This is a genomic window from Pseudomonas sp. NY15374 (assembly GCF_048068255.1).
Lineage (GTDB): Bacteria > Pseudomonadota > Gammaproteobacteria > Pseudomonadales > Pseudomonadaceae > Aquipseudomonas > Aquipseudomonas machongensis.
This window is the reverse complement of the sequence record NZ_JBLUPZ010000001.1, coordinates 1-25,005: the sequence shown is the minus strand read 5'-3', so window position 1 is coordinate 25,005 and position 25,005 is coordinate 1. Positions and strand designations below refer to the sequence as shown.

Genomic DNA, 25,005 nt, shown 5'->3' with positions numbered 1-25,005 from the left:
GCTATGTCAGCAGCGTGCTTAACGACCTTATCCAAGAAATCATGGTGATTTCCGGCCGAAGAGAACTCTCTTCCTAAGGGAATTGCCGCTGCGTAATAGCGGTCCCACGCTTGCACCTCATCCTCTGACCTCAGCTTGTTTGACATGCTTCCCTCTCGCGAAATTACCTGTACAAGGCGATGCCGAACACTAGCTAGCAATCGAGCGATCTAGCATTACGACGAACGTCTAATCTGTCCACCCATCCACCCTGGACGGAAAGCCAGTACCAGCCGGCACGGCGCCGTAGTAGCGTTGTGCCTCCCAACGAACCGCCCCGGTCCGTTGCCGGAAAGCCCATGGATAGGAGATCAAATGTCAGATCAAAACGAATTGATTGCCCGGATCACTGCAGAGCTAAGCAGCCTAAAGGATGAGTTCCAGGCGTTGAAGGCAGGCAACGCGGCCGCTCTGGGAGCTATATCCGCTGCTTTACGTGAGATTCCTGGCTATTCGCCACAGGTAATGGAGCAGATGCTGACTCACACGTTGAAGCACGCATGGCCGATGTCTGGAATCCCCGATAACGAGGCTACAGAAACTGCGTTTTCGGCTCCGCTTCGGTTTCTCCTGAATGATCAGCAGGAGGCTCGATCGTTCTTCCGAGATCAGTGATTTCGGGGAACGTAATCGTTCCTTTGCGCATATCAATACGCACACCATGAACCGAAACCATCACAAACGGTTCATGGCTTGCCTCTGTGCGCTGCTGCATGTCCCTCTCCTGCGGCCTGGCCGCGTCAGTCGTTGCTGTTCTTCTCCGCCCAGTTGGCGCGGAATTCTTCATCCAGGGCGAACACCACTGCCTCGAGCTCGTCACGGTCGATGGCAGTCGGGTGTCGGGCCAGGTATTCGCTGACCATTCCTGCAGTGATCGGCGCTGGCGCAGCCATCATTCCGACGTACTGCCGGGACCGGCTGATCGCGTTGTAGGCGTCGAGCAGCTGGTCAGTGACGGGGTCAATCGCCGGGGCCTCCGGAACCGCACCTACTCCGCTCAGGCGCTCGCGTTTCCAGCGCTTTTTCTCGTTCTCTTCGCCCGCCCAGTCGCGGCCCCATCGGTAGACGGCGAGGGCTTTCCCACCGATTCCTTGATGCGCTCCTCGACGCGGTTGGCGATGTCGACGCCGGTGCGCAGAGCAAGGAAGTAGACGCTGGGCATCTGTTCGATCAGGGCCTTGCCCAGCTCCGGGGTGTACTGCGCCGGCTCGCCCGGGCGCTCGGCTACATCGACGCCCTGCCAATCCTTGATCAGGTGGTGCGCCACCAGGTCCATGTAGAGCTCGTCGTCCACCTCGATCTCGACCTGAGGGATCTGCGCGACGCTGAACTGCTTGGTGCCGACGCCGGCCTGGGAGTCGACTGCCGCCAGGTGCCGGTTGATCAGCGCGCGGTGCGATCGGTACACGGGGTCGGCGGCTGAACCGACCAGGATCTTGGCGCCTGGGGCGAACTCCACCCAGCGCTGGCCATGGAGGTCCAGCTCAGGCTTGCGAGCGATGGTGAATCCCATGTTCTTCCTCTGCGGTAAAAGGCCCGACACGCACCGCATGGCGTGCCGGGCAATGATTACGCCGTGACGGTGATCGCCGCGGTGCCTTTCTTGGTGCCATCCACGGTGCTGGTGGCGGTGATGGTCGCGCTGCCGACGGCTACACCGGTCACGACGCCGGAAGCACTGACGGTGGCCTTGCTCACATCCGAGCTGGACCAGGTGACGCCCTGAGTCGCGCCTGCTGGGGCGACGGTAGCGGCCAGGTTGATGGTGGCAGCCACTGCCACGCTAGCGGTCGACGGAGCCACAGTCACACCGGTTGGCGCCGGTGGTGCCGGTCGGCGGGTGATGGTCGGCGACACGCGGCGGGCGGTATAGGTCAGCTCTACCTGGATGATGTCGGTAGCGCCGCCATCCGGCCAGGATCCGCTGATCTCCATCTCAGGGATCAGGAAGTCGTAGGCGCCGTCGGCATTACCCAGGGTGAACTCGAAGCTGATCGCGTCACCAGTCTGCTGCTTCTTCCACAGCTCATAGGCAGTCTTGGCCCAGCTCAGGGTGATGCTGCCCGACGGCGTGAAGGTGGTCGGGATGATGTTGCCGGCGAAGGGGTTGCCATTACCGATGCAGCGCTGGGTCTGGACGGCGTTGTCGAACTGCAGGTTGAAGGTGTCGACGCAGACGTTGTTGTCGCCGACCTGCATCCCGTTCAGCTTGAGGCCGGAGACGTCCTTGAAGCCGTAGCGCCGCTGGAAGGCCTCGGCCACCGACGTGAGAATGAAGTTGGTGTCGTCGGCCTTGTCCTGCCAGCCGGTCGCGGCGAAGGTGGTGGTCACCTCGATCTCGCCGTCGTTCGGCACCTGGATGTTCATGGTGGCGACCTGGGCGCCGGTGGCCTTGCCGGCGATGCCGACGTCCGCGGCGTAGTAGCCCAGGCTGAAGCTGATACGGTCGTTACCCATGGTCAGGACGTTGTTGTCCCAGTCCTTGCCGAAGCAAGAGGCCAGGAACTCGTCCAGCGCGCCGTAGCGCATCTTGGTGCCGATATCGCCGGCCACATCCACGGTAGTCTGAGCCGTACCCTGCGACATGCGGTCTTCGCCGATCTCGTTGTTCTCGGCGGTGTTGTATGTGGGCCCGACACCGAAGCTGGTCCGCGTCAGCACGTTCCAGGGGCCCGGTGGGGTGGTGCCTGGCGTGATTTCACGAATCCAGGCGGTTGCAACCTTGGCACCACTCGACATGGCGTGTTTCTCCTATCAATAGGCGTAAAAAAACCGCCATGTGGCGGTGCAAGTGGGGGGCTCAGTAGGCCCTGTATGGAAGCGACACGTTGACCTGGTACCAGCCGTTGCCATCGTCGCCGACCGTGCTGGGCGATGCAGCGAAGAAGTCCAGCGGGCCCTCGGGCGCGCTGTAGTACTCGAAATGCTGCACCAGCGTGTCGGCAGCCTTAGCTATGGCCAGGGTGCCCTTGTTGGTCGGCACGAACAGCTGAATGATGACCACGCCTGTGCGGCGCACGCTCGGCCCGTTGCCGATCTCCGGCGTGCTGGACAGTCCAGGGATGTCCGCCAGCCTGGCCCATATGGCTTTCCCGGCAGGACTGAATGGGCCCTGCGGGTTGTTCGGGTAGTCGATCGCGTCAGCGGGAATTCCCGCCCACTGCTGCATGCGGCCGATGATGACGGCGCGGATCTGTTCGAAGGTCATGAGTAGGCCTGCGAGACACCATGGAAGGACACCGCATAGGCGCCGCCTGGCGCTTGCTTCGAATGGCCGTCCTCCAGCGCGGTGGCATATGGAAGGTTGTTCTGGATAAACACCTGCGTGTACGGCTCAAGCCCGCTCATGGCGGACAGGCCACGCTGGATCGTCTCGCCGCCGCTCTTGTCCAGGCTCTCAGTGGTCGTGTAAACCGGCGCGCCCACGCTCACGATGTTGTTGCCACGGAATCGCCCGGTATCAACCGGCGACCGCAGAACGATCTCGTTGAGCATGGCCATGGCGATAACCCTAACTCGCTGGCTCAGTTGCTCTTCAACCACCCCGGTGAACATGCTGGGCGGCGTGCTCCAGCCTCTGTTCTTGGCCATGGTCACTTCCTCAGCTGGATTTCGTAGTGCGCCTTGGCAGGATCTATGCCTGGGCTGACGATGCGGTACGTCGCCGGCAGGCCGGTGATCAGGTCGGTAACGGTGATCTGGTGGCCCACTGCAGGCTTGTCGGTGACCTCGTTGGCCAGGCAGATCAGCAGCACATCACCCACCAGGATGTTCAGACCGTCGATGCGCCGGCTGTCGTAGCTGTCGAGCACGCCGCGCCCGGTATAGCTAACCGGCTGGGCCGTGCTGGTCTCGCTCACAGGATCCCAATCGCCTGGCCCCATGTAGGAGCCAGTGAAGGGAAAAACGGCATCGGCCAGGTCGTCGTCGAAGGCCTCGGCAAGGTCTGCCTGGATATCGTCGCGGAGCCCCATGGCTATCCCCTTTTCACAGCAAAGGCGAACGGATTGCTGCGCCAAGGCGTCAGCAGGGCCAGTGCCAGCTGTACGCAGGCAGGCTGGGCGACTGTGCTGTTCTTGTCTATCGAGCCGAAGGTCTTGCTGGTCGATACCGACCCGGCCTTGACAGTCTTCGCCTCGAGCGAGCCCTCGGTCTGCTGCTGGTAAAGCTTGCCTTGGGAAGCGCACTTTGCCAGCCGAGCTCCTGCCTGCTTCACATCGTCAGGGATGTTGTCCATGTCGATGCCGACCAGGTTGAGCGAAGTCAGATAGGCATTCGCCTCGAAAACCGCCTCGTCCTTCAGCTCTTGAGCCGCCCAGTCAGGCCCGAGGATGGCGTCTACGTCGGCCACAGTGATGTAGGTAGCCATCAGGCCTCCGCTTAAATGAGTGGGGCCAAGGCCCCTGGATTACTGCTGGCCGAGTTCTGCTACCTGCTTCTGCAGCGACTCTTTCGAGGCGTTGGAGCGGTAGGAGACGTTCGCAGCGTCGAGCTTGGCCTTCAGCGCCTCGACCTCGGGGTCAGCGTTTGCTGCCTTGAGGGATTCGATTTGCTTGAGCAGTTCGGCATTCTGCTTCAGCAGGTCTGCCTTCTCTTGCTCCAGGCCTACGACCTTCTCCACTTCGCCGTCGCGCTCACGCTTGAGGCTGGAAACGCCGGCATTCACCGCCTCCAGCACCTCTAACAGGCGCGACGCGGTTTCGCCAAGCTCACCCTCTGGGCGCTCCAGGCTCTGCACCGCGAACGACTCTACGATTACGCCAATGGCGGCCAGCTCAGCTGTCAGTTGATCGACCGCGTCCTGGCTCAGTCCGCCAGCCTCGACAACCACGGCCACGGCTTTCAGCTCGGGCCGAATGGTCACCTCCGGGACGTCCTTGGCCTCGCCCTTGCGGCTGGTAGCAGCGTTGGCATCAACGATTACCAAGCCGGCTTCCTTAGCCAGTGCCTTCACGTTCTCCTGATACTGGTGGAACGGTCCCGCCAAGTACCAGATGTTGTTCTTGCTCATGCTCACGTCCTCAGCGGGCCAAGCCAAAGGCCCAGCCCGCCATCAGTGGTTACTTGGAGGCGTCACCGATCAGAGCCACACCGGCGGTGTGCTTGATGCTGGTGGCGGTCTTGTCCCAGTTGGTGCCGGTGGCGATCTCGGCATCGGTCGGGGACTTGCCGCCGTTGACGGTGTCCCAGGTGTAACCCTTGAGGCCAACGCCGAAGGTGTAGTCCACCTGCAGGGTAGTTTCGATGCGCTCCTTGCCGTTGGTGGTGCTGACGTTGCTGATCAGATCACGACCGTCGTGCACCAGAGCCGCGCCCTGAGCCAGGGAGAGGATGATTTCCTTGTTCGGGGTGCCGGTCTGCATCAGCGCCGGGGCATCGGTGACCACCGAGACCTTGCCCAGGATGTCAACAACAAGGACGTTGCCGGCCTGGAACAGCTGCTCGGAGTTGGCCAGGGCCTGACCGATCAGCTTGTGGTAGGTGGTGCCCTGCATAACCTGGGTAATCAGGTTCTGGCTGGCGTCGCCGAACTTGGCATGAGCGTTGTTCAGGGCGGCCTGCGAGATACCGGCGGTGGCCGACACGTCATTGACGGCCGAAGCCTGGGCGGTGATCGCGGCGACCAGGGCTGCGATGGCGGTGTTCAGCTGGTCCTTCAGCAGGATCTCAGCGAACGCGCGGGAAGCCACCTCGATGCCCTGGGCGGTCGGGCGCTCCAGCCAGGTCATCTGCGACGGCTCGTAGCGGACTGGACCGAAGCCGCCGGCAACCTTCACCGAGGAGTTTTTCAGCTCGGTCAGGTCGGTGATCGGCGCGGCGCCGTTGGCGGCATAGCGATCAACGCGACGCTGGGCGGCGGCCAGAGTCTGGAAGAACGACTCTTGGAGGAAGTCGCCGGTGAAGCCGTCCGGGGACAGCACGATGGCGCCGCGGCTGGCGGCGTTGAACGCAACGAGCATCTGATCCAGCGTCTCGATGGTCGCCGGCATGATGTACTCGTTGAAAACCTGCATTTGCGACAGGGACATAGGTGTTTTTCCTTACGATTGAGGGAGGTCTGGGAACCGGCTGGCGATTGCCGCCGTGCGTTCCGCTTTGTTACCGCCGAAATTGCCTTTAGCGGCCCCGCCGCCCTTTCCAGCACCCCCGGCCCCGCCGCCAGATGCCTTGCTACCAGCGATCAGCGGGCCGAAGGCCGGATCGTTGGTGAATTCTGCCTTCAGCTCATCCAGCGTTGCCGCCGAGAGCTTGCCGGCGGCGTCCAGCACGACAACGGTTGGTTTACCGTCGCGCTGCTCGACGCTCAGCCGGCGTTCGATGTGGGGAAGCAACGCCTTGGCGCTGCCTGGCACGGCCAGAGCAGTCGCAATCTCGGTGGCGGTGCGGCCCACAGTCAGATCCCGGATCTGGCCATGCAGGGTGTTCCGCTCGCTTTCCAGCGCCGAGCTCAACTCAGCCTCGCGGCGGTTGTACTTCTCGGACCAGGACTTTTCGAGTTCCTCGACGTTGCCTGACTTGCGGGCAGCCTCTTCGGCCTCGGCGCGCGCCTTTTCTTCGGCCTCGCGGCGGGCTTTCTCGGCGGCCTTCTTCTCGCCCAGGAGCTCCTCCACCTTGGCCTTCAGGCCGGTGACGTCTTCCTGCTGCGGAAGGCCCTCGATGCCCAGGACGAACTTGCCATCCTTCTCGACGTACAGGGCTGCTACCGATTCATCGACGCCTTCGAGGCTGTCCAGTTGGAATTTCAAGGTCATTGCTGTCTCCCAGAGACGTTGAGCAGGCCCTGCCTGCGGGCATAAAAAAACCCGCCGAGGCGGGTTATAGAAAATGGGTGCTTCAGATCAGCCGCGCATGCAGCACCGTTAGATCTGCCTGCGTGTAAGGCCTATGTTCGTAAGTGGTATTAATGGTAGTCGAAAGCATTCCTGGGCCGGTTTGCGCAGACTTTCTGAGAAAATCGTGAGCTACAAACAGATCGAAGATAAGGACAAGGTCTGGGCTGGTAAGGCGCTGTGCTAAGCGCGCATTTTTCATTACGGTATCAACATTTTGCCGAGCGACTGCGACCGTGTACTTATCTCCAGGGTTCAGTATCGCCAACCAAAAATTATTGAAAATAGTTACCAGCTCTTGCGCCTGAAGGTTGCTCAGCATTTGGTAATCCTTACCGAAATTTTTCTCTCACCGCTACATTACCAGCCCTGCCCTCTCGAAAGCCATCGGCTCACGTTCGCGCAATTGCTGAAGGGTCATGGTCTTGCCGTCATCATCGACGAACCTGTCAACGGGCAGCTTGCCCTTGCTGAACAGTTCATATCGCGTCAGCCCGAGCACATCCTTCTGAAACGCAACTGGCTGCCTGGCGAGCCATTCGCCATAAGTGGTCTTGCTGCTGACCTGCTCGGCGCCGTCCGGGCCTACCGCCGGGCGAGTCGAGCCGGGGATGTCTCTGGCAAACTCATCCTTCAGCACCGGTATCTCGGTGGTCCGGCAGTTCCAGTGGAATGGCGGCGACGGGGCGGTCATGGGCACCACAGTGCCGTCCAGAGCACGGCAGAGCGGCGTGGTCCTGCCGTCCAGCGTGGCGACCCGGCGCTTACCCTTCAGGATATCGTCGTTGTCGGCCATGACCTGCGACCTCGCCGAACTGGCGATATGGTTGGTCATGGTCCGCACCAGTGCCCCGGCCTGGTCGCGCTGCTGCACGCCGAGCGATGTGAGCCGGCGCGTGATCTGACTCGTCGTCTCACCCAGCGCCGAGCCCACGCGAATCTCGCTGATGATCTCGGCGCTTTTCTTGGTGCCGTATTGGTCGAGCGCACCGGCGATGCTAATGCGCTGCCGACCCTTGCCCACCTCCAGGTCGAGCGGATCTGCCAGCGCTGCGGCGGCGACCTGCTCAATGCTCGGCTTGTTCAGCTGCACGACCGTCTTCACGACCTTGCCCAGCAGGGTCATGTTGAACTCGGCCTCATACCCGGCGAATTCCGTCAGGTCTAGCACGGCCTGCTGCTTCATCTCGCCGTATACGCCCGCTAGCTCGCCCTGCAGCTCTTGGATCTGCTTCTCGTACCGCTGGGTGCCGTATCGGCTCAATCCTTCTGATACGCGCGATTTGGCTGTGCCAATGGCCTTGGTGATGAACTTGGCCATCCGCTTCAGGCTGCCCCCGGCGTAGCGCTGCACGTGCACCTGGTGGCGAGTCGCTGCGTCGGACAGGTAGCCGTCACTGCTCATCGCCGCCTCCGGTGTCGTTGCCGGTCACCGGCGGCTGCTCGGCGATTTCCTCGTCGATCAGGTCGTCGCTACGGTCAGCCTCGATCACGCCACCCTGGCGAAGGTTGGTGCGCAGGTCGGACTTCGCGATGATGCCCTGCTGCCACAGCTGGACCTGGGCCAGAATGTCCTGGGCGGTCATCGTCTCGTCGAAGAACGATTGGTTGAGCCAGAACACTGTCCCGGCTTCGTCCGGCTCGCCCATCATGAAGCGCTCAGCGTCGAGAATGGCCCGCTTCAGGGCCTCAGACACGTTGCCAGCGATGGTGCCCAGCACACTGTTGTCCGAGCTGTAGCGGATGCGCACCGCCTCTGCTGTCTCGGCGCCGCCGGCCTTTTGGACGATGCGGGCACCGATCATCAGCATCTGCTCTTCCTTGTCCTTCAGCAGCGTTCGAGCCAACTGGCTCTCGGTTGCCTGAACGAGGGTCGCGTTACCGCTCTTGCCGAGGTTGTAGCCTCGGGTCGAGCCGATGTGCATGCCGTTCGGGTTCAGCTTGGCGAAGTCATCGGCGCTGATGTCCGTGGTGATGAACAACGTGGGCTGGCTGCTGATGAACCCGCTCTCCTCCACCGTGGCGCTATTGCCGTAGTGCAGGATGTTAACGTCGGCCAGGTCTTCCAGCGGCGACTTGTCGATGCTGGCGTCGTTGTTCTGGGCCCCGTAGAAGCTGAAGAGGATGTGGTCGAAGGGGCGACCATTCTTGTCGAGCGGCGCGACCTCGCTGTATCTGTTGCCGTCTTCGGCGTAGACGCGCTGCACATAGCGGCCATCAACCAGCAGCAGCACGCGATATTGGGTGCTGGTTGTGCGCTCCAGGCTGTCCGGGCTGAATACGGACACGCATTCCAACAGGCAGACATAGACCAGGCGCTTAACGCCATCGACCACCTGCTCGTCCCAGTCGATGATCGACTCGGCGCCGTAGTGATGGATCAGCGCGCTGCGGCCCTGCATGTCGGCCATCGAGGAAACACCCTCGACCGCAGGGAAGTCCACAAGGAACCCACCCCGCCCGGCATCCAGGCATTCGCCCACGGCATCCTTCGACAGCTGCTCCAGACTCGTACCGTCGCCGCTGGCGTTTTCCTTCAGGTACTCGACCCCGGCGGGCAGCTCCAACTCTGCAGTTTTGCGGAACACCGCACCCAGCAGGCCGGTGCGCGTGCGCCCGGTGATGTTCAGGAACATCGCCCGCTTCTTGTACTGCTTGTACCGCGCCTGGTTCTCGGGAGACTTGTTCTCCGGATCCGGCATCGGCAGGTAGATATCGTGCTTGCGCACCTCGCGGGCGCCCGCCACGCAGCGCTTGACCAGCTGCCAGCCGGGCAAGGCCTCCGAGTACTCTGCCCGGGGATTAAAGTTCGGCATGGGTGGCCTCAGAAAGTGAACGTGATTGGTACGTGGGTAACCGGCCTGCTGATCGGGTAGTCGTGGTGGATGAAGTAGCCACCCGCGTCGTTCGCGTGGTCCACGCCAGATTTCTTGTCGGGCTCACCGTTGGCCGCCCATACCTGCTGCTCCAGTCCGTCCGCGTAGGTTGGGCAGCGCAGCGGGTTGATCAGGTATCGGCGCTCGCCATTCGCGTTGCAGAACATCGCATTCATGGCGTTGATCCGGTCCTTTACCGGCGGGTTGGCGTCGGGCGCGATGACGCTGAACCCTGCCTGGCGCAGGATGGCGATGTCCGTCTCGCTGGCATTCACCGACTTGCGCGACCCGCCAGAGGCGTCGGGATAGATCCTGATCTCGCAGGTCTTCTCGTAGTCCCTGCCGTTGTGCCGCCAGTAGCGCTCCTTGATGCGCCGGATCATGTCCGGGGTATCGAAGCCATCGATCAGCTCATCCACGGCCCTTGGCTTTCCGTCAGGCCGTTTGACATGGACGATCGCCGCCATCTTGCCGACGTTGAAGTCCATGCCGATAAACAGGGGCTCTCCAGGCTCTACGGTGTCGAAGCAGGAATTCAGCTTCCGGTCGTAGGCGTGGTAGATCGACCCGGAGTTCAGGTTGACGAACTGGCCGTTTAGGTAGGCCAGGATCAGCTGGGCCGGGTACGACTCCATCAGCGACGGGATGTAGTCGGGCGGCAGGTTCAGCTCGTTGTCGAACGTGCTGGCTTGCACCAGGCCGTACATGCCCTGCAGGGCCGGTTTCTCCCGCAGCTGCTTCACGAACTGCTGATAGACGAACTTGAATCCCTCGGGGGTAGTCGTCACATCCACGCCGTTCTTCAGCCCGGGCACGTTGTAGCGCATCCGGGCAATGATCTTGCGCCAGGCGTGCTCAGCCTTCAGCGCGGGCAGGACATCGAGCTCATCGACCAGAGCGTGCCCGATCTTGAAGCCCACGATGGTCTGCGGCTTCTCCATCGAGCGGCAGATGGTCGTGCTGCGGTATTGGCCGCCGCTGTAGAACTCGACCTCCTTGTCGCTCTCCTTCGTCTTGACCTTAAGGCCCCAGTCGAAGGCGACCTCCTCGATGGTCGGGAAGAAGATGTCGCGGATCTGCGGGTACGTCGGCGCGAAGTAGCCGGAGTCGATCCGGGGCCACTCCCACACGTGCTTGCACAGCGCCGCGCAGCCCACCCAAGTCTTGCCCGAGCCAAACCCTGCCACGAAGCCGCGGAACTTGTTCTCCATGCGGAGGAAGCTAGCCTGCGGAACGTTCAACGACGGCATCAGGCTTCCTCGCATCCACCACGTCGACCTGCACCCGAGTGGGCGGCACGTTGTCGTGGGGATTCTCGTTCTTGGTCTGGCGGTTCACGTATACATCGCCGACTTCCTTGGCGGCCTGCTCGTACAGTTGAGCGGTCAGCGCCAGGTTTCGCATGCTCTCGGCCTTCTCGGCCATTCGCCCAAGCCCGCGCAGCCGAAACGCCCGGTTGGCGATTGGGATGTCTGCGGTCTCTTCACGAAAGCGCTTGCGGCACTCATGGAACAGGTCAGCCCACTTTTGGGCCAGGCCTCTTCCTGCATACTTGGTGGGGTCATGCGACTCGCACTGCTGGCGACTCACTTCAACCCCGAATTCCTTCTTGACGGCCTCAGCAACCTGCGACGGTGTATCGAAGCAGGCCAGAGCCTGAACAATGAAGGCTTTGACCTCGCTTCGTAGTGCTGCCATAGGGTTGTCATCCGTCAGGACCCGTCAAAATCAGGCCGACTTGAGTAGGCAGGTGCCGCAGGCCCTCGAAATATTGATCTTGGCCACCTCGGGCGGCCGGCTTGCAGCGTCAATCAGCTGCTGTACGTCGTGGCTTGGGCCATACCGGCGGACCACACCGACGAACTCTTCGACGTCATGGCCACGCAGGGTCAGGCTGGGCAGCCCGTCCTGTGTGAACTTGGGCGCGCCGTACTGATCGAGCTTCTGGGCTATGTGGTAAAGCTCGTGCTCGATGAGGGCGCAGAACTCGGCGTCGGAGCACTGGGAGCAGTAATCCGCAGCCAGGGTGATGACGAAGCCCGGCACCTCGCCGAACCAGTCGATCATCTGCTGCTCTTGCCGAGCTTTCTGCCATCCGCCAGCTCGGAACATCACCGCTTCGGCCTGTCCGACCACGGTTCGACCTTGCTTCTCGAAGCAGGCTGATGCCCACAGGAAGCGCAGCGGCGCGTCGGTCAGGTGTGCATGGTCAGGGTTGTGCAGCTCGCCACCCTCGCTGAGGATCGCTGCCTGCACCCATTCGCCAATCTCTGGTGCCGGTTGCAGCCGCGTGCCGAGCATCGACAGCTCAGTCAGCTCAAGCAATGCAGGTGGCGGCATCGGCCTGGCCGTCGCGCCACTCACTCGCACACCATCTTGTGCGTCTCGGCGTGCGCGTGACCGTGTAGTAGGCCAACCAACAGCCCCTGCGGAAGCCCGGCCTCCTTGGCGGCATCAATCGCCTTCACCAGGGCCGCATCGAACTCTGCAACCGCATGGACGATATCCATGCTTACCGGAAGCTCATGGCGAATGCGGGTGACATTGCTCATACCGCCTCCACAGTCACAACCCCGCGCAGCCTGCGGGTATAGATCTCGTCGCGCCCCGGGCGCTTCGCCTTCACTGGACGAGGCGCATAAACGCATACCCCGGCGGCGGTATCACACCAGAGCACGTTCTCGACCTGGTTTCCGTTGACGAGCACCAGGCGAGGGCCTCGGCCGTCTGCGTGGCGATGAAAGCTGGATGGCGCAGGCATGGGTCAATCTCCAATACGCTGGCCGGACATGACCTCGCCAAGGCTCAGCCCGTGACGGGTGCGGCTGGACTCGATCCCATCAGCCTGATCCTTTGAAACCATGGCGTCGGCAACCAAGTCGGCCTGCTGGCCGCTGGGGAACTCCCCGATCATCGAGGACGAGGCGCTATCCGCGTCAGTGGCGTAGCGGCTCACGATGTAGCGGGTAACCGGGCGAACTTGGTATTCGGTCTTCATGGGGATTCTCCGGCCTGCGCACAGGCTGAGTTGATGGCGCGCCACGAAACGGCGCATGTCGATTTCGTGGCGCGATTACCGCCTCCGCGACTGATCGAACAACCTGGCCACGTTGCCCTTCGAGCGCAGCGCCAGGATGAACAGGATCCCGAATATCAGCGTGCTGGGCACCGAGGTGACCGGCCACTGACCGTACAGCAGGATCGCGCCGATGATGCTCAGCCACTCCTGGCCGAACAATGACGCCAGGCAGAAGGCGCACAGGCTTGGCAGGAACTTGTAGCTCGAGCCACCCCGCCGGTACATGAACGCGATGACGAAGCAGATCCCGCCGCAGAACCCGGCATGAGCCAGGGTGATGGTTTGGTCTAGGGTCATTGGCCCCCTCGCTTGGGGAACAGGCTGCCAATCGCTGCTGGCAGCTCGGTTACCCACTTCGGCAGTTTGCCGGTGTTGAACGACTCCAGAAGACTGATGCTCACTAGGACTGTGGCAAGGCCGCAGGCGAAGGCGGCAATACCGCTGGTCTTCGTCCAAGCCTGGGCCAGGATCTCGGCGGAGCCGTAGTAACCGCCGATCCAGCCGACGAGCAAGTACCCGAGGCGTTGCCACAGGTTGATGTCCTTCGCCCAGAGGATGAAAAGCAGTGCGCCACCGAAGGCGCAGACAACAGCGTTGAGGTCGATCGTGGGGAGGCAGCTTGCGAGGGCAATGCCGCCCAACCCTACAACCGTGCAAGCTGCTGGGGTAGCGGCATCGGCCATGTTCAGTCCCTTAGTGTTTGTAACGGAATGGCGCCGGGCCGCGGATATCGAGGCCGGTGGCGAGCGCCCATAGCGCGAAAATGAGGATTCCAGCGCTCAGTGCGGCCGCCAGGAATGTAGCCCGGCGCTCTTGGGCCGAACCGTTGGGCCTCTTGAGGCCCTGAATGATGAATACGCAGCCAAGGAAGACGTTGGCGCTGATGTCGCGGTGTAGGGCATAGCTGGCCAGAGCCATGGCGAATGCCAGAAGGCTCCATGCGGTTGATGGCTTCATGCGCTTTCCTACGGGCAACAAAAAGCCCGACACGGTGGCCGGGCTTTGTGCGTCACTCCTCAACACGCGCAGGAATGACAGGATGGAGCAAATTTACGACATGGCGACATGATATTGCAAGCCCTTTTGAGGGCCTTTTCACGCCGCCTCGTCGAACAGCACGCCAATCGCTTCAAGCATGTGCTGGGCCTCGGTCAGCGCCTCATTCACCAGAGACTCCAGAGAACCCTTGATGGCCCGGTTCCAGCGCTGGTAGGTGCGCTCGGTAAGGCCTTGGGAATCCCAGTTGGTCATGTCGTAGTTCGACTCGGCCAGGACTATCATCTCGCCGGGCTTCGTTTCGGCCACGGCACGGGCGTACTTGTTGGCGCGCTCAGCAGCGGCAGCAGCAGCCTTGTTGCGCCAATCCCACTGCCCTTCCCGTTCGTTTTCGCGAGGGCTTGGCGACTTGAACTGGGGCACCTTGCGCTGAATGCCCTTCGTTTGCTGCGGAACCGCCCAGACCAGAACTGCCTGCTGAGTAAAGCGCTTCGGCGCCGGGGTTGGCACGATGGCGACCAGGCGGCCGATGGAATCGATCTTGCGCCCCTTGTGCGTGCTGTACTTCGCCACTAGGGCATTCCAGTGTCGCGGGCTGAGCTGGGCGTGCAGCAGCTTGTGCACGATCGAGTCAGCAAGCAGCGCGGCATCCTTGCCCGATATCTCGCCCTTGAGCTTGCTGGTCTGCACCCGAGGCTCGACATTGCAGCCGCCGGCGCTGTTGATCGTCTCGGCCGCCAAGGCGCGAACCACCGCTGAAATAATGTTCTGATAGCTCATTGGGCACCCTCCTTCTTGCGACGGTTTGCGATCAGTTGGCCGCGCACCACGCACCAAGTCGAAGCGATGGCCATTGCCAGCAGCAACAGGCCGGCAGTATCTGCGATAGTCCAGGTCATGCTGCTGCCTCCTCGGCTTGTTTGCAGCGCGGAAAAAGGTTCAGCCCTCTGGCATCGCCTGAGTCGTATATCGGCCGCGCGTTGGCGTGGCGATGATTCCAGCGCTCGGCGGCGATCTGCATCACCTCGAACACGGTCAACCCAAATCGATGCTCGAAAGTGCCAAGCGTGCAGGAGTCGATGCCCGGCCCGCGTGCGCCGCAGTCATGACACCAGACATGAGCCGAGTAGTACTCGTCGCTGTCTTGGGATTGAGGGCGATCATCGGCTACTGGCTTACCCGTAATGAAATCGAACCCGTCAATGCATGGCGGGCCTTCGCAGAAAGGGCAAGGCGCCAACTTGATTTGCTCGGTCATGCTGCTGCCCTCTTGAGGTCTCGTAGTTTCTGGCGGTACAGGGCCTTGATGGCCTGCAGGTCTTCGATCGTGTAGCGGCGCGGAGACTGGTCAGCCTCCAGCGCTTCAACGGCTGCCAGGCCGATGCGCGTGATCAAGCCAAGGCGATACTCGGACACGTTGCCCGAGAGGTATCGGTTGTCGTGTTTCGACTGGGCATGGCAGTTGTTCTCGTCGAAGCGCAGGTGCGGCGCGGCTCCGGTGCTGCGGTAGTGCCCGGCATCTACGGCGTTGCCGTTCCAGTCGAGCGGGCGGCCGCTGGAGATGCACGCATGCCCGGCCAAACGATCGCGCTCGCGGATGTAAGCATTGAACGCGGCTTGGGCCTCCCGCAGGTGGTCGCCCTTCGTCTTCAGCTTCTCCCGGCGCTCCTGCAGGTCTTGGCGCTTCTGCTTGGTAATGGCCTTCGCCGCCACCTTCTGGAGCTTCGGGTCTTTGGCCATGGCTCGAGCACAGGCCATGCTGCACACCTTCTGCGTGGTCATCGTCGGGTGGAAAGGCTTGCCGCAGCCCGGCGCGCGACACTTCTTCGGTTTGATCTCGGCTACGCGCATGGCTCGGCCTCCTTGGCTTTCTGCTGCTCGGGAGAGAAGTCGCCGCGCAGGGGCATCAGCTCCGAAGGCTTGTAGAGGTAATGGCTGCGGCCCTTGGTGACCATGACCATTTTGCAGTTGGTACGAAATCGAGCATCAGGCATCTGGTATTCTTCGCCAGCCTCAAGAATTCGGCGAACCTCGACACATGCGCCTGCCGTGATGTGGCCAGGAATTGATGCGAGCGTTAGCGCCAGGTCGCCCGGCTTGAATTGATGGCTCATGAGTACTGCCCTCCCCACCGATCCGGCTCAGTCCAGCGCACGCCATGCTCGGCGCCGAAGGCATGCATCACTTCGAAGAGGTCGCTGAACCACTTCTGCGACTGCTTGCGGGTCGAGACGCCCAGGACGACGAAACCACCGTCGATGCCCGGTACCGCGTCCTGCTTCTGCACCGCCGCGCTGAAGATATGCTTCCAGTCCTCATCGGTGAGCTTGCGGCCGTACCACTCCACTTGCTGGGAGACGTCGCGGAGCATGGCCCACATCTTCCGGTTGCAGACGTCGGGGCGCTTTTCGTCCTTGATGACCACCACCTTCGGCTTCGTCAGGTCGATGGCGTGCAGAGCGCCGTACAGGCGGTTGAGGTCTTGGCTGCTGCGGATGGCGAACTCAGGCATTGGCCACCTCCTGCAGCTGCTTCTCCGCGGCACGCACCCTGGCGGTGAGCTGGCTGATCTCATCCAGCAGCTCCAACGCCACCTCCTCCACTGTCGTCTGGTCGAGGAACTCGTCCAAGGCGTCCGTGTGGCGCTCGAGGGCATCACTGCCAGCTCGCCAGGAGGCGACTACCGACCACAACAGCGGCTGGAGCTTTTGCTTGTCGATGGTCATGGACGACCTCCTTCCATGCGAGCGGTTAACACAGCCATGCAGACCCCTTGATCAACACTTTTCGGATTTATAAAATCTCGGGCACCGGCCTCAAGCACGCATGAACCTTGCGGAGATGTGTCAGTGCGGGCGAGAGGCCGACCACTTTCTTTCTTCGATCTGCTGGTCATCACACGCCCTCCTTGCCGCGATGCGATTCCCACTCGAACGGGACTACGATCATCCCGCCCTCGCGCAGGCGATCGACGCAGCGCTCGCCCATGGCCACCGGCAGCTGCTCGGGGCCCAGGTTGGAAATGACCACTGTGGGCTTCACCTGCTCGTACCGGCCGTTGATGATCGCGAACAGAGTGGTCAGTTCGAAGTCGCTCGGCTGCTCCTTGCTCACGCCCACCTCGTCCAGAACCAGTAGGGATGGCTCGATCAGGCTGGCCAGGATGCTGGCCTCGGTTGCCTCGCTGGCCCGGTCGTAGGTGGCACGGATGGCTTGCAGGATCGACCCGACCGTCCGGTACACCGCCGAGTGCGACGTGTTGCGCATCAGGTCGTTCGCCATGCCGGCGCCGAGGTGGGTCTTGCCGGTGCCAGGCTTGCCCAGCAGCACCATGCAGCGCCCGTTCTCGGCAATCTGGTCGAAGGTCTTCACGTAGTGCCGGCAGAAGCGCAGCGCCTCGGCCTGCCCCTTGTTTTGGACTTGGTAGTTCGCCAGCGATCGATCAGCGAAGCGCTTCGGAATCAGCGAGTCGCCCAACTTGCGGGAGATTGCCAGACGCTTCGTGAGGGCCTCCTGGGCTTTCTCGCGCTGTTCCCGCTCTTCGTTGGCGATGCGATGGCACTCAGGGCAGCCGCCACGCAGTTCCTTGTCGAGAATCACAACGACTCGCTGGTCGTACGGCCCATGCTTCTCACAGGTCGCAGGCTGGGTACGGACGGGCGCCTGGGGGATGGTTGCCGTTTCAGTTGGCTCAGAGCGCATAGCTGCCGTCCTCCCGCTGCTTCAGGCCTTGCTTGTAGTCGCGGTTAGCGAAGCCGTGGTGGCGGCTGGCGGGCAAGTGGTGGACGTTGTCAGCAGGGATTTCGACCTCATCCTCCCAGCGCTTCCCGTTGAGCCACGTCGAGGCATGTGGGATGAACTGGCCGTTGTCCTTGGTCCAGCCAGGCAACTGCCGGTGCTTGGCCAGGGCGGCGACGATCTTGTCGAACAGGGATTGGCTGACCTTGAGCTTCGCCCAAGCCTTCTCCGCTTTGTCCTTCCCGACCTTGCGCGGATACAGCTTCCAGAACCGCGAGAACAGCTCGGCCGAAGCCACCGGAGCAGGCGACGGAGTGAGGGAATCAGGAATCAGGAATCCGGAATCAAGAGAGAGGGAATCAGCAGGGAAAGAACTGTGCGAGTCTGGTGCTTGCACCGTGCTTTCCTCATGCTTTCCCTGGCACTGGTCTACGACAGGTATTTCAGGGATTGTGCTCTTTGCTTCCTTGACGTGCGGGTTCTGGTGCTTCGACCAGTTGATGACCTGAATAGCCTTCACGTCGCCCACGGTGTAACGCTTGATGAACCCCAGATGATCCAGGTCATCGAGCATGCGATCGAGGTCGACATTGTCAGCCGGGAACAGGGCCATCTTCAGGCGGCGCGGGCGATCTTCGAGACGACCCTCGCGGTCTGCCTCGGTCCACAGGCCGATGAACAGCAGGCGTGTGGCAAAGTCCAGCTCTGCCAGGTGTTCGTTCGAGAAGAACCCCGGCTTGATGTTTCGGGATCTGGCCATCATTGGACCTCCAGGTTGTACTGCGCCCACAGGCCGGCCACCCAGGTGACGCCCTTGGGGGTGAACTTGGTCTGGTTGAAGGCGTGGCCATTCTCGGCAGTGTCGGTTTTTACTTCGAAACGGCCAGCGTCGATGTGCTGCTGGTAGGCCTGCCATTCGCCGCCCATGCGGTACATGATCTTCTTGTCGAGAAGGAATTCTCGGAAGCGGGCCTCATTGGCCCTCAGTAGCTTGGCGGTTTGGCGGAAGCCCTTAAGGCCGGTCGATTCGACGTACTTGTCGACGAACTCAACCTTGGGAGCGGCGATGGCCAGGGCCTGCTGGGCGACTTGGCGCTGCTCGTATTGCTCGGCCCAGGCGCGTGCCGCTGCGGCTGGATTGGAGAAGTCGGGCAAGGTTGCGATAACCCTGCCGGAGCCCTCCTCCAGCTCACGCCAGCGCTTGACGACTGCCAGCCGCATCTTGGCGCTGTAGCCGGTCAACAGGGTGTCGGTCATTTCTCGGTCAAGGTTGAAGCACGGAAGGCTGCGCCCGGTGCTGTCCTTGTACTGGGCTGAAAAGTCAGCCCAGTTCAATTCCAGCTCGTCGAGCATGGCCCGGATGTCTGCCAGCACGTTTTTGTGTGCTTTGCCGGTCAGCTCGGCGATTTCACGCGAAGACATCGTGCGCGCCACAGAATCATGGTTCGCATTTTGTGGCGCGGGCCGGATGAGGGCCTGTACACTTTGGGTCTGCATATGCATAATTCCCTTCACAAGTTGTGTATTGCAGAGAGCCGGGCCGCGAACCCGGCTTTTTTGTGCCCGCAATTCGGGCTTTGGGCCGAAACATCTTGCTAAGCTGTGCGGATCTAACCCAACACAGCGAACCAGGAGGTTCCGATGCCAGTCAGCGATCTAGGCACTATTTCCGTCAGCTGCCCGCAGTGCGGAGCAACACAGTTCATCCAGTCCCTTCAGGACCCAATTGAAAGCGATCGTCTTAAGTGCACCGGCTGCGGAACGGTCTACACCGGAGATGAACTTGCCAATCAATTCGTCCGCACGGACGAGGCGAACGCGGCCATTGAGAAGAAGGTTTCTGACGCCGCCGACGAACTGATCAAGAAGCTCTTCAGGTAGCTTTGAAAGCGTCTGGCTGATCTTTCTTTCCATGTCGGAAAGGTCGGCCAGAGCATGTATTTTTTGCTCGTATGCTTTTCCGGGCGGTGGCGGTATTTCATGCCATGAGCCAGCCATTGAGATTCTCCCTTTCCATGTTTATGCGGCCCTATTCAGGCCCTACGTGAGGGCCTCACCTATCCGGTAGAGGGTCTCTTGAGTCCCACCAGCTCCAGAACCGGTGCCTTTCGCCTACCTACGAACACCGTTGCGCCAGACGTAATTGCTTCGAGCAAGACCTCGTTCACGGCCTCCTCAAACGTCCAACCCCTGGCTTCCATCAGGCGATGAATCTTGGCTCTGGTCTCTGGCGGCACGTTCTCTTCACAAAATTCCATCGTGCCCTCCTGAGGGCCTCTAGCCCGCGATATCCTTCAGGTCGTCGGGCATGAGGGCTTCGATGCCGCCATTCACAGCAGCCCACTCGAGCATCTCGAAGAGGTAGGTCGCGTACTCGCGGCGAGATTTGTGCGCGGCGCGCTGCAACTGCCGATCAAGCAGCGGATAAAGGCGAACCTTTCTCGCCAGGTCGCGGCGCTGTGTCAGGGGGTCTTTGAATCCCATACGGGTACTTCTCCTTGCTGTTGAAGGTGGTTACGCGGCGCCTTTCAACGCCTTGCGGGCAAATGGGATGAGATCAGGGCGCAGACCGGCGATAGTGATCTCACCGGCACTGGCGTCCTGGAGTCGTTCGGCAAGCTCGGTAGAGGCCTTCCGGTGACCACCTGCGAGCTGCCACAGATGGCCCACAGTGGTTTTCGCATCGGCTGCGACCTGCTGCCGGCGCTCATTCGTGGCCCTGCCCAACCAATCACGGAGGTGATCATTCATGAGGGTTCTCCTTACACATATAGCGAAATTTAGCTTATGGCTAATGCTTGAGCAAGGAGAATTTAGCTTTGCGCACATTTAGCAGGCAGCTAAACGCTGGCATTCTTCGCGTCATGGATATCTACGAAATTCGCAAGCACAACCTGGTCAAGCTGATCGGCAACCAGAGAAAGGGATCCTGCGCGGAGCGCTGGGCAATGGCCCCCGCGCATCTGAGCCAGATACTTTCGGACAAGACAGCGAAGAACCTTGGCGATGATGTGGCCCGGAGAATTGAGGAGATTGAGGGGCTGCCGCGTGGCTGGTTCGACTCGATCCCGTTAGAAGATGCCATCACCAACACCAACTTAAACGGCTTCGAGCCTGCGTCCGAGCCCGCGCTTTCAGCGTCCGACCTGGTCAAACAGATGCTCGCCAAGAGCGGGAAAAGCATCCCTGAGGAAACGCGACAACGTCTTCTGGCGGCCGCAGCGGAGCCTGATGCCGAGGAAGCGGTATGCGATAGAGCGATAGTGAAGGCTGATTTTGTTCGGCCAGGACTTGTCGGCGATGAGGTATGGATTGCCCACTACGACGTGCGCGGAGCCATGGGTGGCGGAGAGGTCACCCACGAATTTCCGGAGATGCTGCAAGACATTCGGGTAAGCCCGAAGCATTTGCGTGAGCTGGGCGTCGAGTTCAGAGAGCACTATCACCTGAAGCTCGTCACCGGGTGGGGTCAGTCAATGGCGCCCACGATCAAGAATCGTGACCCGTTGATCGTCGACGTCAGCATTCGGGAATTCGCTGGTGACGGGATCTACTACTTCTCCTGGGGTGGTCATGAGTACATCAAGCGGCTGCAGATCGCGGACGAGGAGCACTTCGAGATGATCTCAGACAACCCGAAGCACAAGGACCGGATGATCCGCCGGGAAGAGACGTACATCCAGGCTCGAGTGTTGCTGGTATGGAACGCTCATTTGGTTTGAATGCCAGACACTCTCTGAAACGCTGTGGGGACTGAAGCCTCTCTACCTTTGCATCGCTTGCCGCGACCGATCGCTTAAAGCGCCCCCCACCATTGACACAAGGCCGTACTCAGCCCATATTCTACAAAATTTCGCTGAATCAGGCCTCACCTCATGCTCCACTCACTGCGTTTCGGTAATTTCTATTCATTCAAAGACGAGGTTGAAGTCTCATTCGTCATGGATGGCCGCGCGTCTGTGAACGACAAGAGCGCGCCCTCTGGAGCGCAGCCGTCCAGCCGTTTGAGTAAAATTCTGGCGGTGATTGGAGCAAACGGCGCAGGCAAGACTAATGTCATTAAACCATTTGCGTTCTTGTCATATTTCTTGACTCGATCGGTTAACAATGACCCTGAAGATCCGACTTATGTCGAAAATCATTTTGCAGACGATGAGAATGTGACTTTTTTTGATCTTGAATTCGAGATTGAAAAGCGCCTATTCCGTTATAGTTTAAACTTAGATTCCGATATCGTTTATAGCGAAATGTTGTGGGAGAAGACTAGTCGTCAGTGGAGCTACGTCTTTATGAGAACGCTCGACGAAAACTTGAAAACCTACAAGTTTCAACAGAAAGGCTTCGGCTTCGACTCCAAACTTGCCAAAAACTCAAAGCGAAACTGCTCGATTATCTCGTATGCAACCCAGCACGACGTGAAACTGGCCCGCAAAATATCCAGTTACTTCAAAAAGTTCCACACCAATATCAACGCATCGGGCAGAAATCCTTCGAAAGGTCTTCATGAACTTATGGAAGGCTCAGCCTTCTACGAGAAGAATGAGCACTACAAAAATTTGATGGTCAACTACCTCTCACGATGGGATATGGGCTTAAGCGGTGTGGAAATACGACACATCAAGCATCTTGATGATAATGGCAAAGAGCACGACCTCACGATTCCAATTGGAATCCATACCATCGATGATAAAGTCTATGAGCTTCCACTCATGGCCGAGTCAAGCGGCACTCAATCAGCTTTCATACTACTGAGCAAAATGTTGCCCGTTCTGCAGGAGGGTGGCGTAATGGTCTATGACGAGCTTGAGTCAGACTTGCACCCACACATGCTTGAAGGCATATTGGAATTTTTCTTCAATCCCAAAACCAACCCGCACGCAGCACAAATAATTTTTACTACACATTCTGTTGAGCTTCTTAATATCTTGCAGAAGTGCCAGATTATGCTAGTGGAAAAGCAGAGCTGCACCAGCGAAGCATGGAAACTTTCTGATATGGCAGGCGTACGGAGTGATGACAATTTCTACGCAAAATATATGTCAGGCACATACGGCGCTATCCCTCAGATCTAACATATGAAAAAGCCACTTCGCAGAACAAATAATACAATTTTGCTGGCAGTCGAAGGTTATACAGATGAAGCCTTTACCCGGCATCTTAAGTTAATCTACTGCACTAGAGACCTCCCGATCTCTGTCACAATAAAAAACGCGAAGGGCAAAGGCCCAGAGGGCGTCGCAGACACAATAAAAAGCGTTATGCGCACCGCCAATTTCAATCACATCGGTGCAATTTATGATGGCGACTTATGTGCAGCACCAAACACAAAAAAGTTTTTCATCGAAAATAAAATTACAGAATTCATCTCTTCCCCATCGATTGAGGCCACACTTCTCTCTGTGCTTGGCCTGAAAATAGGGCGCAACACGGACGAATGCAAAGCCTTAATTGAAAGACATCTTAGCGGGGAGTCTACAGAGCAGAATTTTTACACGAAGCATTTTCCACGGACGGTCCTCGAGCGTGGGCGTATAACAACGTCTCGCCTCAATGACTTGATCATTTTTATGACCCGACGTTGAGGTCGCGCGCCCGCTGCATGGGCGCGCTGAAAATCAGGTTTCAAAAAGGGATCACTTCCTCCGCTTCCTGCTCTGTATCCTCCTCAAAGATGAAGTCATCACGCTCCTGAAGCGCGCTTCGCTCCCACCTCACGGTCACCGTGCCGTCGTCGTTGAACGTCAGATCCAGCTCGGGCACTTCAGCGATCAGCCCGATCACCTCCTCCCACTCTGCCTCTCCGTCCGTGTCCAGGCGATGGATCGTCACCCAGCGCTGCGTCTGTGCGATCGGGTGATTGATCATCGACGATACCCGGAGGCTCAGCCGCTCTAGTCCGGTCATCTCATGGCGCTGCTTGGGCGCCGCTTTATTTTGCTTGGACATAGCTCCCTCCTCAATAGCTGTATATACGTACAGTAATTTAGGAAGCATAGCGCAGTGCTAAATCACAGGTAAAGGTTCTAGGCGAGAAATAGCCACCGGGAGGTAATTTGTCGCCCAGCGAAAATAATTTAGCTCAGAGCTATTGACGATCTTTTAGCTCTTGGCTAAATTTCACCTCAAGCAGTTACTCACGAGGGGCTGCAGAGGCCCTCAAGCCTCACCGCTCTTTAACAACCAGCGCCATGCCCGACTACCCGGCCCAGCCGGTTAGGTCACTCCCGGCTCCATCGGTGGGAGGTCAGTAAACCGATGAACAAAACCGCACTTGCCTCTACCGGCGACCGGCGATCCGACAGGCCCGAAAGCCTGCCCACGCGCAGACCACTGCGACGGCGGACGAGGTGTTGACCGAACTGAGTGAATGACCTGGTAAGCGGGTGCGGAAGATTTCACTTGATGCCCTTCTCACGAGGGTCATCAGGGAAATCAAAAGGAGGATATGAGATGCCGAGATTGACGAATGGAGCGCTGGCTTTTGTGTTTTTGATGGCGCTGATTGCTGGAGTTTCCATCGGGGTTTTGATCGCAGAAATCGTCAGCTGACACCCGAGTCAATTCACTGATGCCGCTTCGATGAGGCGGTATCGGGAATCCACTGGAGGAACACAGCATGAACAAAGTCCTTCGCATCACCCTGCGCGGCGAGCTGCAGGTGTTCGCCGACAACGACCTGGCCGCCTGCATCCGCGAGGCGAACCGCATCAATGCCGAGCGCAGCTATCGCAATGGCGTGTGCGTTGTCGAGTTGGCAGACGGCCAGCGGATGACAGCTGCTGATTGCAAGGCGGTGGCATGAAACTGCGCAATCCTCAACCTAACAGCCCAAACGGCTGCTTCGATCGCCACGGATACACGGTGATCAGGACGCCTCGCAAGTCGGGTTCCGGCCACCACCGCGCCGTCTACGACCCGAACGGCCAGCAGGTTCTAAATCGCGCTGGATACGATGCAGAGATCCAGTTCTGCCGCGAAAACGGACTAATGCTGTAGTTGGCGGCGCAGGCCCCGCTGCAAACCGCGTAGCTGCTCATGCAGCGCCTGAAACGGAATGCATGGGCTTCTGCCTCGTCAGCCTGACGTTAACTGCCCGATGCCCTGCCCCCCATCGCAGGGTGAATCGGTGAACGATCTGGAAAGGCGACTCCATACCGGGCGCGGCCTGTCACCGCGCTGAGCCCTTGAGGCGGTACTGAATGGGCGTCCTTGCAATGACAAGCGCAGATCGTTCAACCGATGCATCCCGCATCCACTGCGTGCGTAATCTCAACTGGATAGAGCCCCCGCCATCTGGCGGAAGGATGCAGGTTCGAATCCTGCCGTGCGCTCCACACCTTCCCTTCACATACGACCGCATTGGCAGGCGCCAGGCCACCTTTCACGGTGGGTTTGGTCACCCGCGCCTGGCTCCTGACCAATGCGGCCGCACAACCAATCTGGAGGA

The 25,005-nt window shown here is 60.0% G+C and carries 41 protein-coding genes and 1 tRNA gene; 7 read left to right on the top strand and 35 right to left on the bottom strand.

Translation table 11 applies throughout. The features are described 5' to 3' along the window. Positions 1-571: 571 nt before the first annotated feature. The 32 genes from ACNFHO_RS00210 to ACNFHO_RS00055 form a co-directional block, all read right to left on the bottom strand. Complete coding sequence (locus ACNFHO_RS00210) at positions 572-754, bottom strand: hypothetical protein (RefSeq protein WP_416764718.1); 183 nt, start codon at positions 752-754, stop codon at positions 572-574. A gap of 25 nt (positions 755-779) precedes the next feature. Continuing rightward, positions 780-932, bottom strand: coding sequence for a hypothetical protein (locus ACNFHO_RS00205; protein WP_416764717.1), 153 nt, complete (start codon positions 930-932; stop codon positions 780-782). 104 nt (positions 933-1,036) lie between these two features. Further along, positions 1,037-1,552: a hypothetical protein gene (locus tag ACNFHO_RS00200; protein ID WP_416764715.1), complete on the bottom strand. Its 516-nt coding sequence runs from the start codon at positions 1,550-1,552 to the stop codon at positions 1,037-1,039. A 56-nt stretch (positions 1,553-1,608) separates the two neighbouring features. After that, complete coding sequence (locus ACNFHO_RS00195) at positions 1,609-2,778, bottom strand: phage tail tube protein (RefSeq protein ID WP_416764713.1); 1,170 nt, start codon at positions 2,776-2,778, stop codon at positions 1,609-1,611. Positions 2,779-2,839: 61 nt separating this feature from the next. Next, positions 2,840-3,247 (bottom strand): phage tail terminator-like protein, encoded by a 408-nt coding sequence (locus ACNFHO_RS00190; RefSeq protein WP_416764711.1) that lies wholly within the window; start codon positions 3,245-3,247, stop codon positions 2,840-2,842. Beyond that, positions 3,244-3,630 (bottom strand): HK97 gp10 family phage protein, encoded by a 387-nt coding sequence (locus ACNFHO_RS00185; RefSeq protein WP_416764709.1) that lies wholly within the window; start codon positions 3,628-3,630, stop codon positions 3,244-3,246. The genes ACNFHO_RS00190 and ACNFHO_RS00185 overlap by 4 nt, the downstream gene beginning before the upstream one ends. A gap of 2 nt (positions 3,631-3,632) precedes the next feature. Then, positions 3,633-4,013 (bottom strand): glutamate 5-kinase, encoded by a 381-nt coding sequence (locus ACNFHO_RS00180; protein ID WP_416764707.1) that lies wholly within the window; start codon positions 4,011-4,013, stop codon positions 3,633-3,635. A 2-nt stretch (positions 4,014-4,015) separates the two neighbouring features. Then, on the bottom strand, positions 4,016-4,408 hold the full coding sequence (locus ACNFHO_RS00175; protein WP_416764705.1) for a protein singed: 393 nt from the start codon (positions 4,406-4,408) through the stop codon (positions 4,016-4,018). A 39-nt stretch (positions 4,409-4,447) separates the two neighbouring features. Further along, a complete protein-coding gene (locus ACNFHO_RS00170; protein WP_416764703.1) occupies positions 4,448-5,050 on the bottom strand; it encodes a hypothetical protein in 603 nt (200 codons plus the stop codon). 49 nt (positions 5,051-5,099) lie between these two features. Next, positions 5,100-6,068, bottom strand: coding sequence for a major capsid protein (locus ACNFHO_RS00165; RefSeq protein WP_016711278.1), 969 nt, complete (start codon positions 6,066-6,068; stop codon positions 5,100-5,102). Positions 6,069-6,080: 12 nt separating this feature from the next. Continuing rightward, the gene (locus ACNFHO_RS00160) at positions 6,081-6,791 is read right to left on the bottom strand and encodes a hypothetical protein (protein ID WP_416764702.1); all 711 of its coding nucleotides are present in this window, start codon (positions 6,789-6,791) and stop codon (positions 6,081-6,083) included. An 82-nt stretch (positions 6,792-6,873) separates the two neighbouring features. After that, positions 6,874-7,191 carry a hypothetical protein gene (locus ACNFHO_RS00155; RefSeq protein ID WP_088851896.1) on the bottom strand — a complete coding sequence of 106 codons (318 nt, stop codon included), beginning with the start codon at positions 7,189-7,191 and terminating at the stop codon, positions 6,874-6,876. A gap of 33 nt (positions 7,192-7,224) precedes the next feature. Further along, positions 7,225-8,274 carry a minor capsid protein gene (locus ACNFHO_RS00150; RefSeq protein ID WP_416764701.1) on the bottom strand — a complete coding sequence of 350 codons (1,050 nt, stop codon included), beginning with the start codon at positions 8,272-8,274 and terminating at the stop codon, positions 7,225-7,227. Beyond that, positions 8,264-9,685, bottom strand: coding sequence for a DUF4055 domain-containing protein (locus ACNFHO_RS00145; protein WP_416764699.1), 1,422 nt, complete (start codon positions 9,683-9,685; stop codon positions 8,264-8,266). The genes ACNFHO_RS00150 and ACNFHO_RS00145 overlap by 11 nt, the downstream gene beginning before the upstream one ends. An 8-nt stretch (positions 9,686-9,693) precedes the next feature. After that, entirely contained in the window at positions 9,694-10,995 is a 1,302-nt protein-coding gene (locus tag ACNFHO_RS00140; protein ID WP_061203090.1) for a terminase large subunit domain-containing protein, read from the bottom strand. Beyond that, complete coding sequence (locus tag ACNFHO_RS00135; RefSeq protein WP_416764697.1) at positions 10,967-11,443, bottom strand: DUF2280 domain-containing protein; 477 nt, start codon at positions 11,441-11,443, stop codon at positions 10,967-10,969. Before ACNFHO_RS00135 ends, ACNFHO_RS00140 begins: the two co-directional genes overlap by 29 nt. 30 nt (positions 11,444-11,473) lie before the next feature. Next, a complete protein-coding gene (locus tag ACNFHO_RS00130; RefSeq protein ID WP_416764695.1) occupies positions 11,474-12,085 on the bottom strand; it encodes a putative metallopeptidase in 612 nt (203 codons plus the stop codon). A gap of 20 nt (positions 12,086-12,105) precedes the next feature. Further along, a complete protein-coding gene (locus tag ACNFHO_RS00125; RefSeq protein WP_416764694.1) occupies positions 12,106-12,297 on the bottom strand; it encodes a hypothetical protein in 192 nt (63 codons plus the stop codon). A gap of 212 nt (positions 12,298-12,509) precedes the next feature. After that, positions 12,510-12,743 carry a hypothetical protein gene (locus ACNFHO_RS00120; protein ID WP_416764692.1) on the bottom strand — a complete coding sequence of 78 codons (234 nt, stop codon included), beginning with the start codon at positions 12,741-12,743 and terminating at the stop codon, positions 12,510-12,512. 75 nt (positions 12,744-12,818) lie between these two features. Next, on the bottom strand, positions 12,819-13,121 hold the full coding sequence (locus ACNFHO_RS00115; RefSeq protein ID WP_023379912.1) for a phage holin family protein: 303 nt from the start codon (positions 13,119-13,121) through the stop codon (positions 12,819-12,821). Continuing rightward, on the bottom strand, positions 13,118-13,507 hold the full coding sequence (locus ACNFHO_RS00110; RefSeq protein ID WP_186668945.1) for a putative holin: 390 nt from the start codon (positions 13,505-13,507) through the stop codon (positions 13,118-13,120). Before ACNFHO_RS00110 ends, ACNFHO_RS00115 begins: the two co-directional genes overlap by 4 nt. A gap of 10 nt (positions 13,508-13,517) precedes the next feature. Continuing rightward, a complete protein-coding gene (locus ACNFHO_RS00105) occupies positions 13,518-13,781 on the bottom strand; it encodes a hypothetical protein (protein ID WP_416764690.1) in 264 nt (87 codons plus the stop codon). Between the two features lie 138 nt (positions 13,782-13,919). Then, positions 13,920-14,600, bottom strand: a complete 681-nt coding sequence (locus tag ACNFHO_RS00100) for a hypothetical protein (protein WP_416764689.1) — start codon at positions 14,598-14,600, stop codon at positions 13,920-13,922. Next, positions 14,597-14,719, bottom strand: coding sequence for a hypothetical protein (locus ACNFHO_RS00095; protein ID WP_416764687.1), 123 nt, complete (start codon positions 14,717-14,719; stop codon positions 14,597-14,599). Before ACNFHO_RS00095 ends, ACNFHO_RS00100 begins: the two co-directional genes overlap by 4 nt. Then, positions 14,716-15,078, bottom strand: a complete 363-nt coding sequence (locus ACNFHO_RS00090) for a Lar family restriction alleviation protein (RefSeq protein ID WP_416764685.1) — start codon at positions 15,076-15,078, stop codon at positions 14,716-14,718. Before ACNFHO_RS00090 ends, ACNFHO_RS00095 begins: the two co-directional genes overlap by 4 nt. Then, positions 15,075-15,671 (bottom strand): recombination protein NinG, encoded by a 597-nt coding sequence (locus tag ACNFHO_RS00085; RefSeq protein WP_416764683.1) that lies wholly within the window; start codon positions 15,669-15,671, stop codon positions 15,075-15,077. Before ACNFHO_RS00085 ends, ACNFHO_RS00090 begins: the two co-directional genes overlap by 4 nt. Next, positions 15,662-15,934 carry a hypothetical protein gene (locus tag ACNFHO_RS00080; protein ID WP_416764681.1) on the bottom strand — a complete coding sequence of 91 codons (273 nt, stop codon included), beginning with the start codon at positions 15,932-15,934 and terminating at the stop codon, positions 15,662-15,664. The genes ACNFHO_RS00085 and ACNFHO_RS00080 overlap by 10 nt, the downstream gene beginning before the upstream one ends. Beyond that, positions 15,931-16,332 (bottom strand): recombination protein NinB, encoded by a 402-nt coding sequence (locus tag ACNFHO_RS00075; RefSeq protein ID WP_416764679.1) that lies wholly within the window; start codon positions 16,330-16,332, stop codon positions 15,931-15,933. Before ACNFHO_RS00075 ends, ACNFHO_RS00080 begins: the two co-directional genes overlap by 4 nt. Then, positions 16,325-16,546: a hypothetical protein gene (locus tag ACNFHO_RS00070; protein ID WP_112898639.1), complete on the bottom strand. Its 222-nt coding sequence runs from the start codon at positions 16,544-16,546 to the stop codon at positions 16,325-16,327. The genes ACNFHO_RS00075 and ACNFHO_RS00070 overlap by 8 nt, the downstream gene beginning before the upstream one ends. 169 nt (positions 16,547-16,715) lie before the next feature. Continuing rightward, a complete protein-coding gene (locus ACNFHO_RS00065) occupies positions 16,716-17,522 on the bottom strand; it encodes an ATP-binding protein (protein ID WP_416764677.1) in 807 nt (268 codons plus the stop codon). Then, the gene (locus tag ACNFHO_RS00060) at positions 17,512-18,318 is read right to left on the bottom strand and encodes a hypothetical protein (RefSeq protein WP_416765389.1); all 807 of its coding nucleotides are present in this window, start codon (positions 18,316-18,318) and stop codon (positions 17,512-17,514) included. Before ACNFHO_RS00060 ends, ACNFHO_RS00065 begins: the two co-directional genes overlap by 11 nt. Further along, a complete protein-coding gene (locus tag ACNFHO_RS00055) occupies positions 18,318-19,061 on the bottom strand; it encodes a phage antirepressor KilAC domain-containing protein (RefSeq protein ID WP_411382836.1) in 744 nt (247 codons plus the stop codon). The genes ACNFHO_RS00060 and ACNFHO_RS00055 overlap by 1 nt, the downstream gene beginning before the upstream one ends. A 138-nt stretch (positions 19,062-19,199) precedes the next feature. Here ACNFHO_RS00055 and ACNFHO_RS00050 point away from each other — a divergent pair, with 138 nt between their 5' ends. After that, the gene (locus tag ACNFHO_RS00050) at positions 19,200-19,439 is read left to right on the top strand and encodes an ECs_2282 family putative zinc-binding protein (protein ID WP_416764675.1); all 240 of its coding nucleotides are present in this window, start codon (positions 19,200-19,202) and stop codon (positions 19,437-19,439) included. Positions 19,440-19,835: 396 nt separating this feature from the next. On the opposite strand, the gene ACNFHO_RS00045 is transcribed toward ACNFHO_RS00050, so the two are convergent. After that, a complete protein-coding gene (locus ACNFHO_RS00045) occupies positions 19,836-20,042 on the bottom strand; it encodes a hypothetical protein (RefSeq protein WP_046854939.1) in 207 nt (68 codons plus the stop codon). Positions 20,043-20,072: 30 nt separating this feature from the next. Beyond that, positions 20,073-20,309, bottom strand: coding sequence for a hypothetical protein (locus ACNFHO_RS00040; protein ID WP_416764673.1), 237 nt, complete (start codon positions 20,307-20,309; stop codon positions 20,073-20,075). 113 nt (positions 20,310-20,422) lie between these two features. Here ACNFHO_RS00040 and ACNFHO_RS00035 point away from each other — a divergent pair, with 113 nt between their 5' ends. The 3 genes from ACNFHO_RS00035 (at position 20,423) to ACNFHO_RS00025 (ending at position 23,140) form a co-directional block, all read left to right on the top strand. Continuing rightward, a complete protein-coding gene (locus ACNFHO_RS00035; RefSeq protein ID WP_416764672.1) occupies positions 20,423-21,280 on the top strand; it encodes a S24 family peptidase in 858 nt (285 codons plus the stop codon). A gap of 153 nt (positions 21,281-21,433) precedes the next feature. Continuing rightward, positions 21,434-22,630, top strand: a complete 1,197-nt coding sequence (locus ACNFHO_RS00030) for an AAA family ATPase (protein WP_416764670.1) — start codon at positions 21,434-21,436, stop codon at positions 22,628-22,630. 3 nt (positions 22,631-22,633) lie between these two features. Continuing rightward, positions 22,634-23,140: a hypothetical protein gene (locus ACNFHO_RS00025; RefSeq protein WP_416764668.1), complete on the top strand. Its 507-nt coding sequence runs from the start codon at positions 22,634-22,636 to the stop codon at positions 23,138-23,140. Positions 23,141-23,180: 40 nt separating this feature from the next. On the opposite strand, the gene ACNFHO_RS00020 is transcribed toward ACNFHO_RS00025, so the two are convergent. After that, a complete protein-coding gene (locus ACNFHO_RS00020) occupies positions 23,181-23,504 on the bottom strand; it encodes a DUF1654 domain-containing protein (RefSeq protein WP_416764667.1) in 324 nt (107 codons plus the stop codon). A gap of 670 nt (positions 23,505-24,174) precedes the next feature. On the opposite strand from ACNFHO_RS00020, the gene ACNFHO_RS00015 reads away from it, so the two are divergent. From ACNFHO_RS00015 to ACNFHO_RS00005, 3 genes are all read left to right on the top strand, one after another. Beyond that, on the top strand, positions 24,175-24,360 hold the full coding sequence (locus ACNFHO_RS00015; protein ID WP_416764665.1) for a hypothetical protein: 186 nt from the start codon (positions 24,175-24,177) through the stop codon (positions 24,358-24,360). Continuing rightward, positions 24,357-24,554 carry a hypothetical protein gene (locus ACNFHO_RS00010; RefSeq protein WP_416764663.1) on the top strand — a complete coding sequence of 66 codons (198 nt, stop codon included), beginning with the start codon at positions 24,357-24,359 and terminating at the stop codon, positions 24,552-24,554. The genes ACNFHO_RS00015 and ACNFHO_RS00010 overlap by 4 nt, the downstream gene beginning before the upstream one ends. 261 nt (positions 24,555-24,815) lie before the next feature. After that, positions 24,816-24,892 (top strand) — tRNA-OTHER (locus ACNFHO_RS00005). Positions 24,893-25,005: the final 113 nt, after the last annotated feature.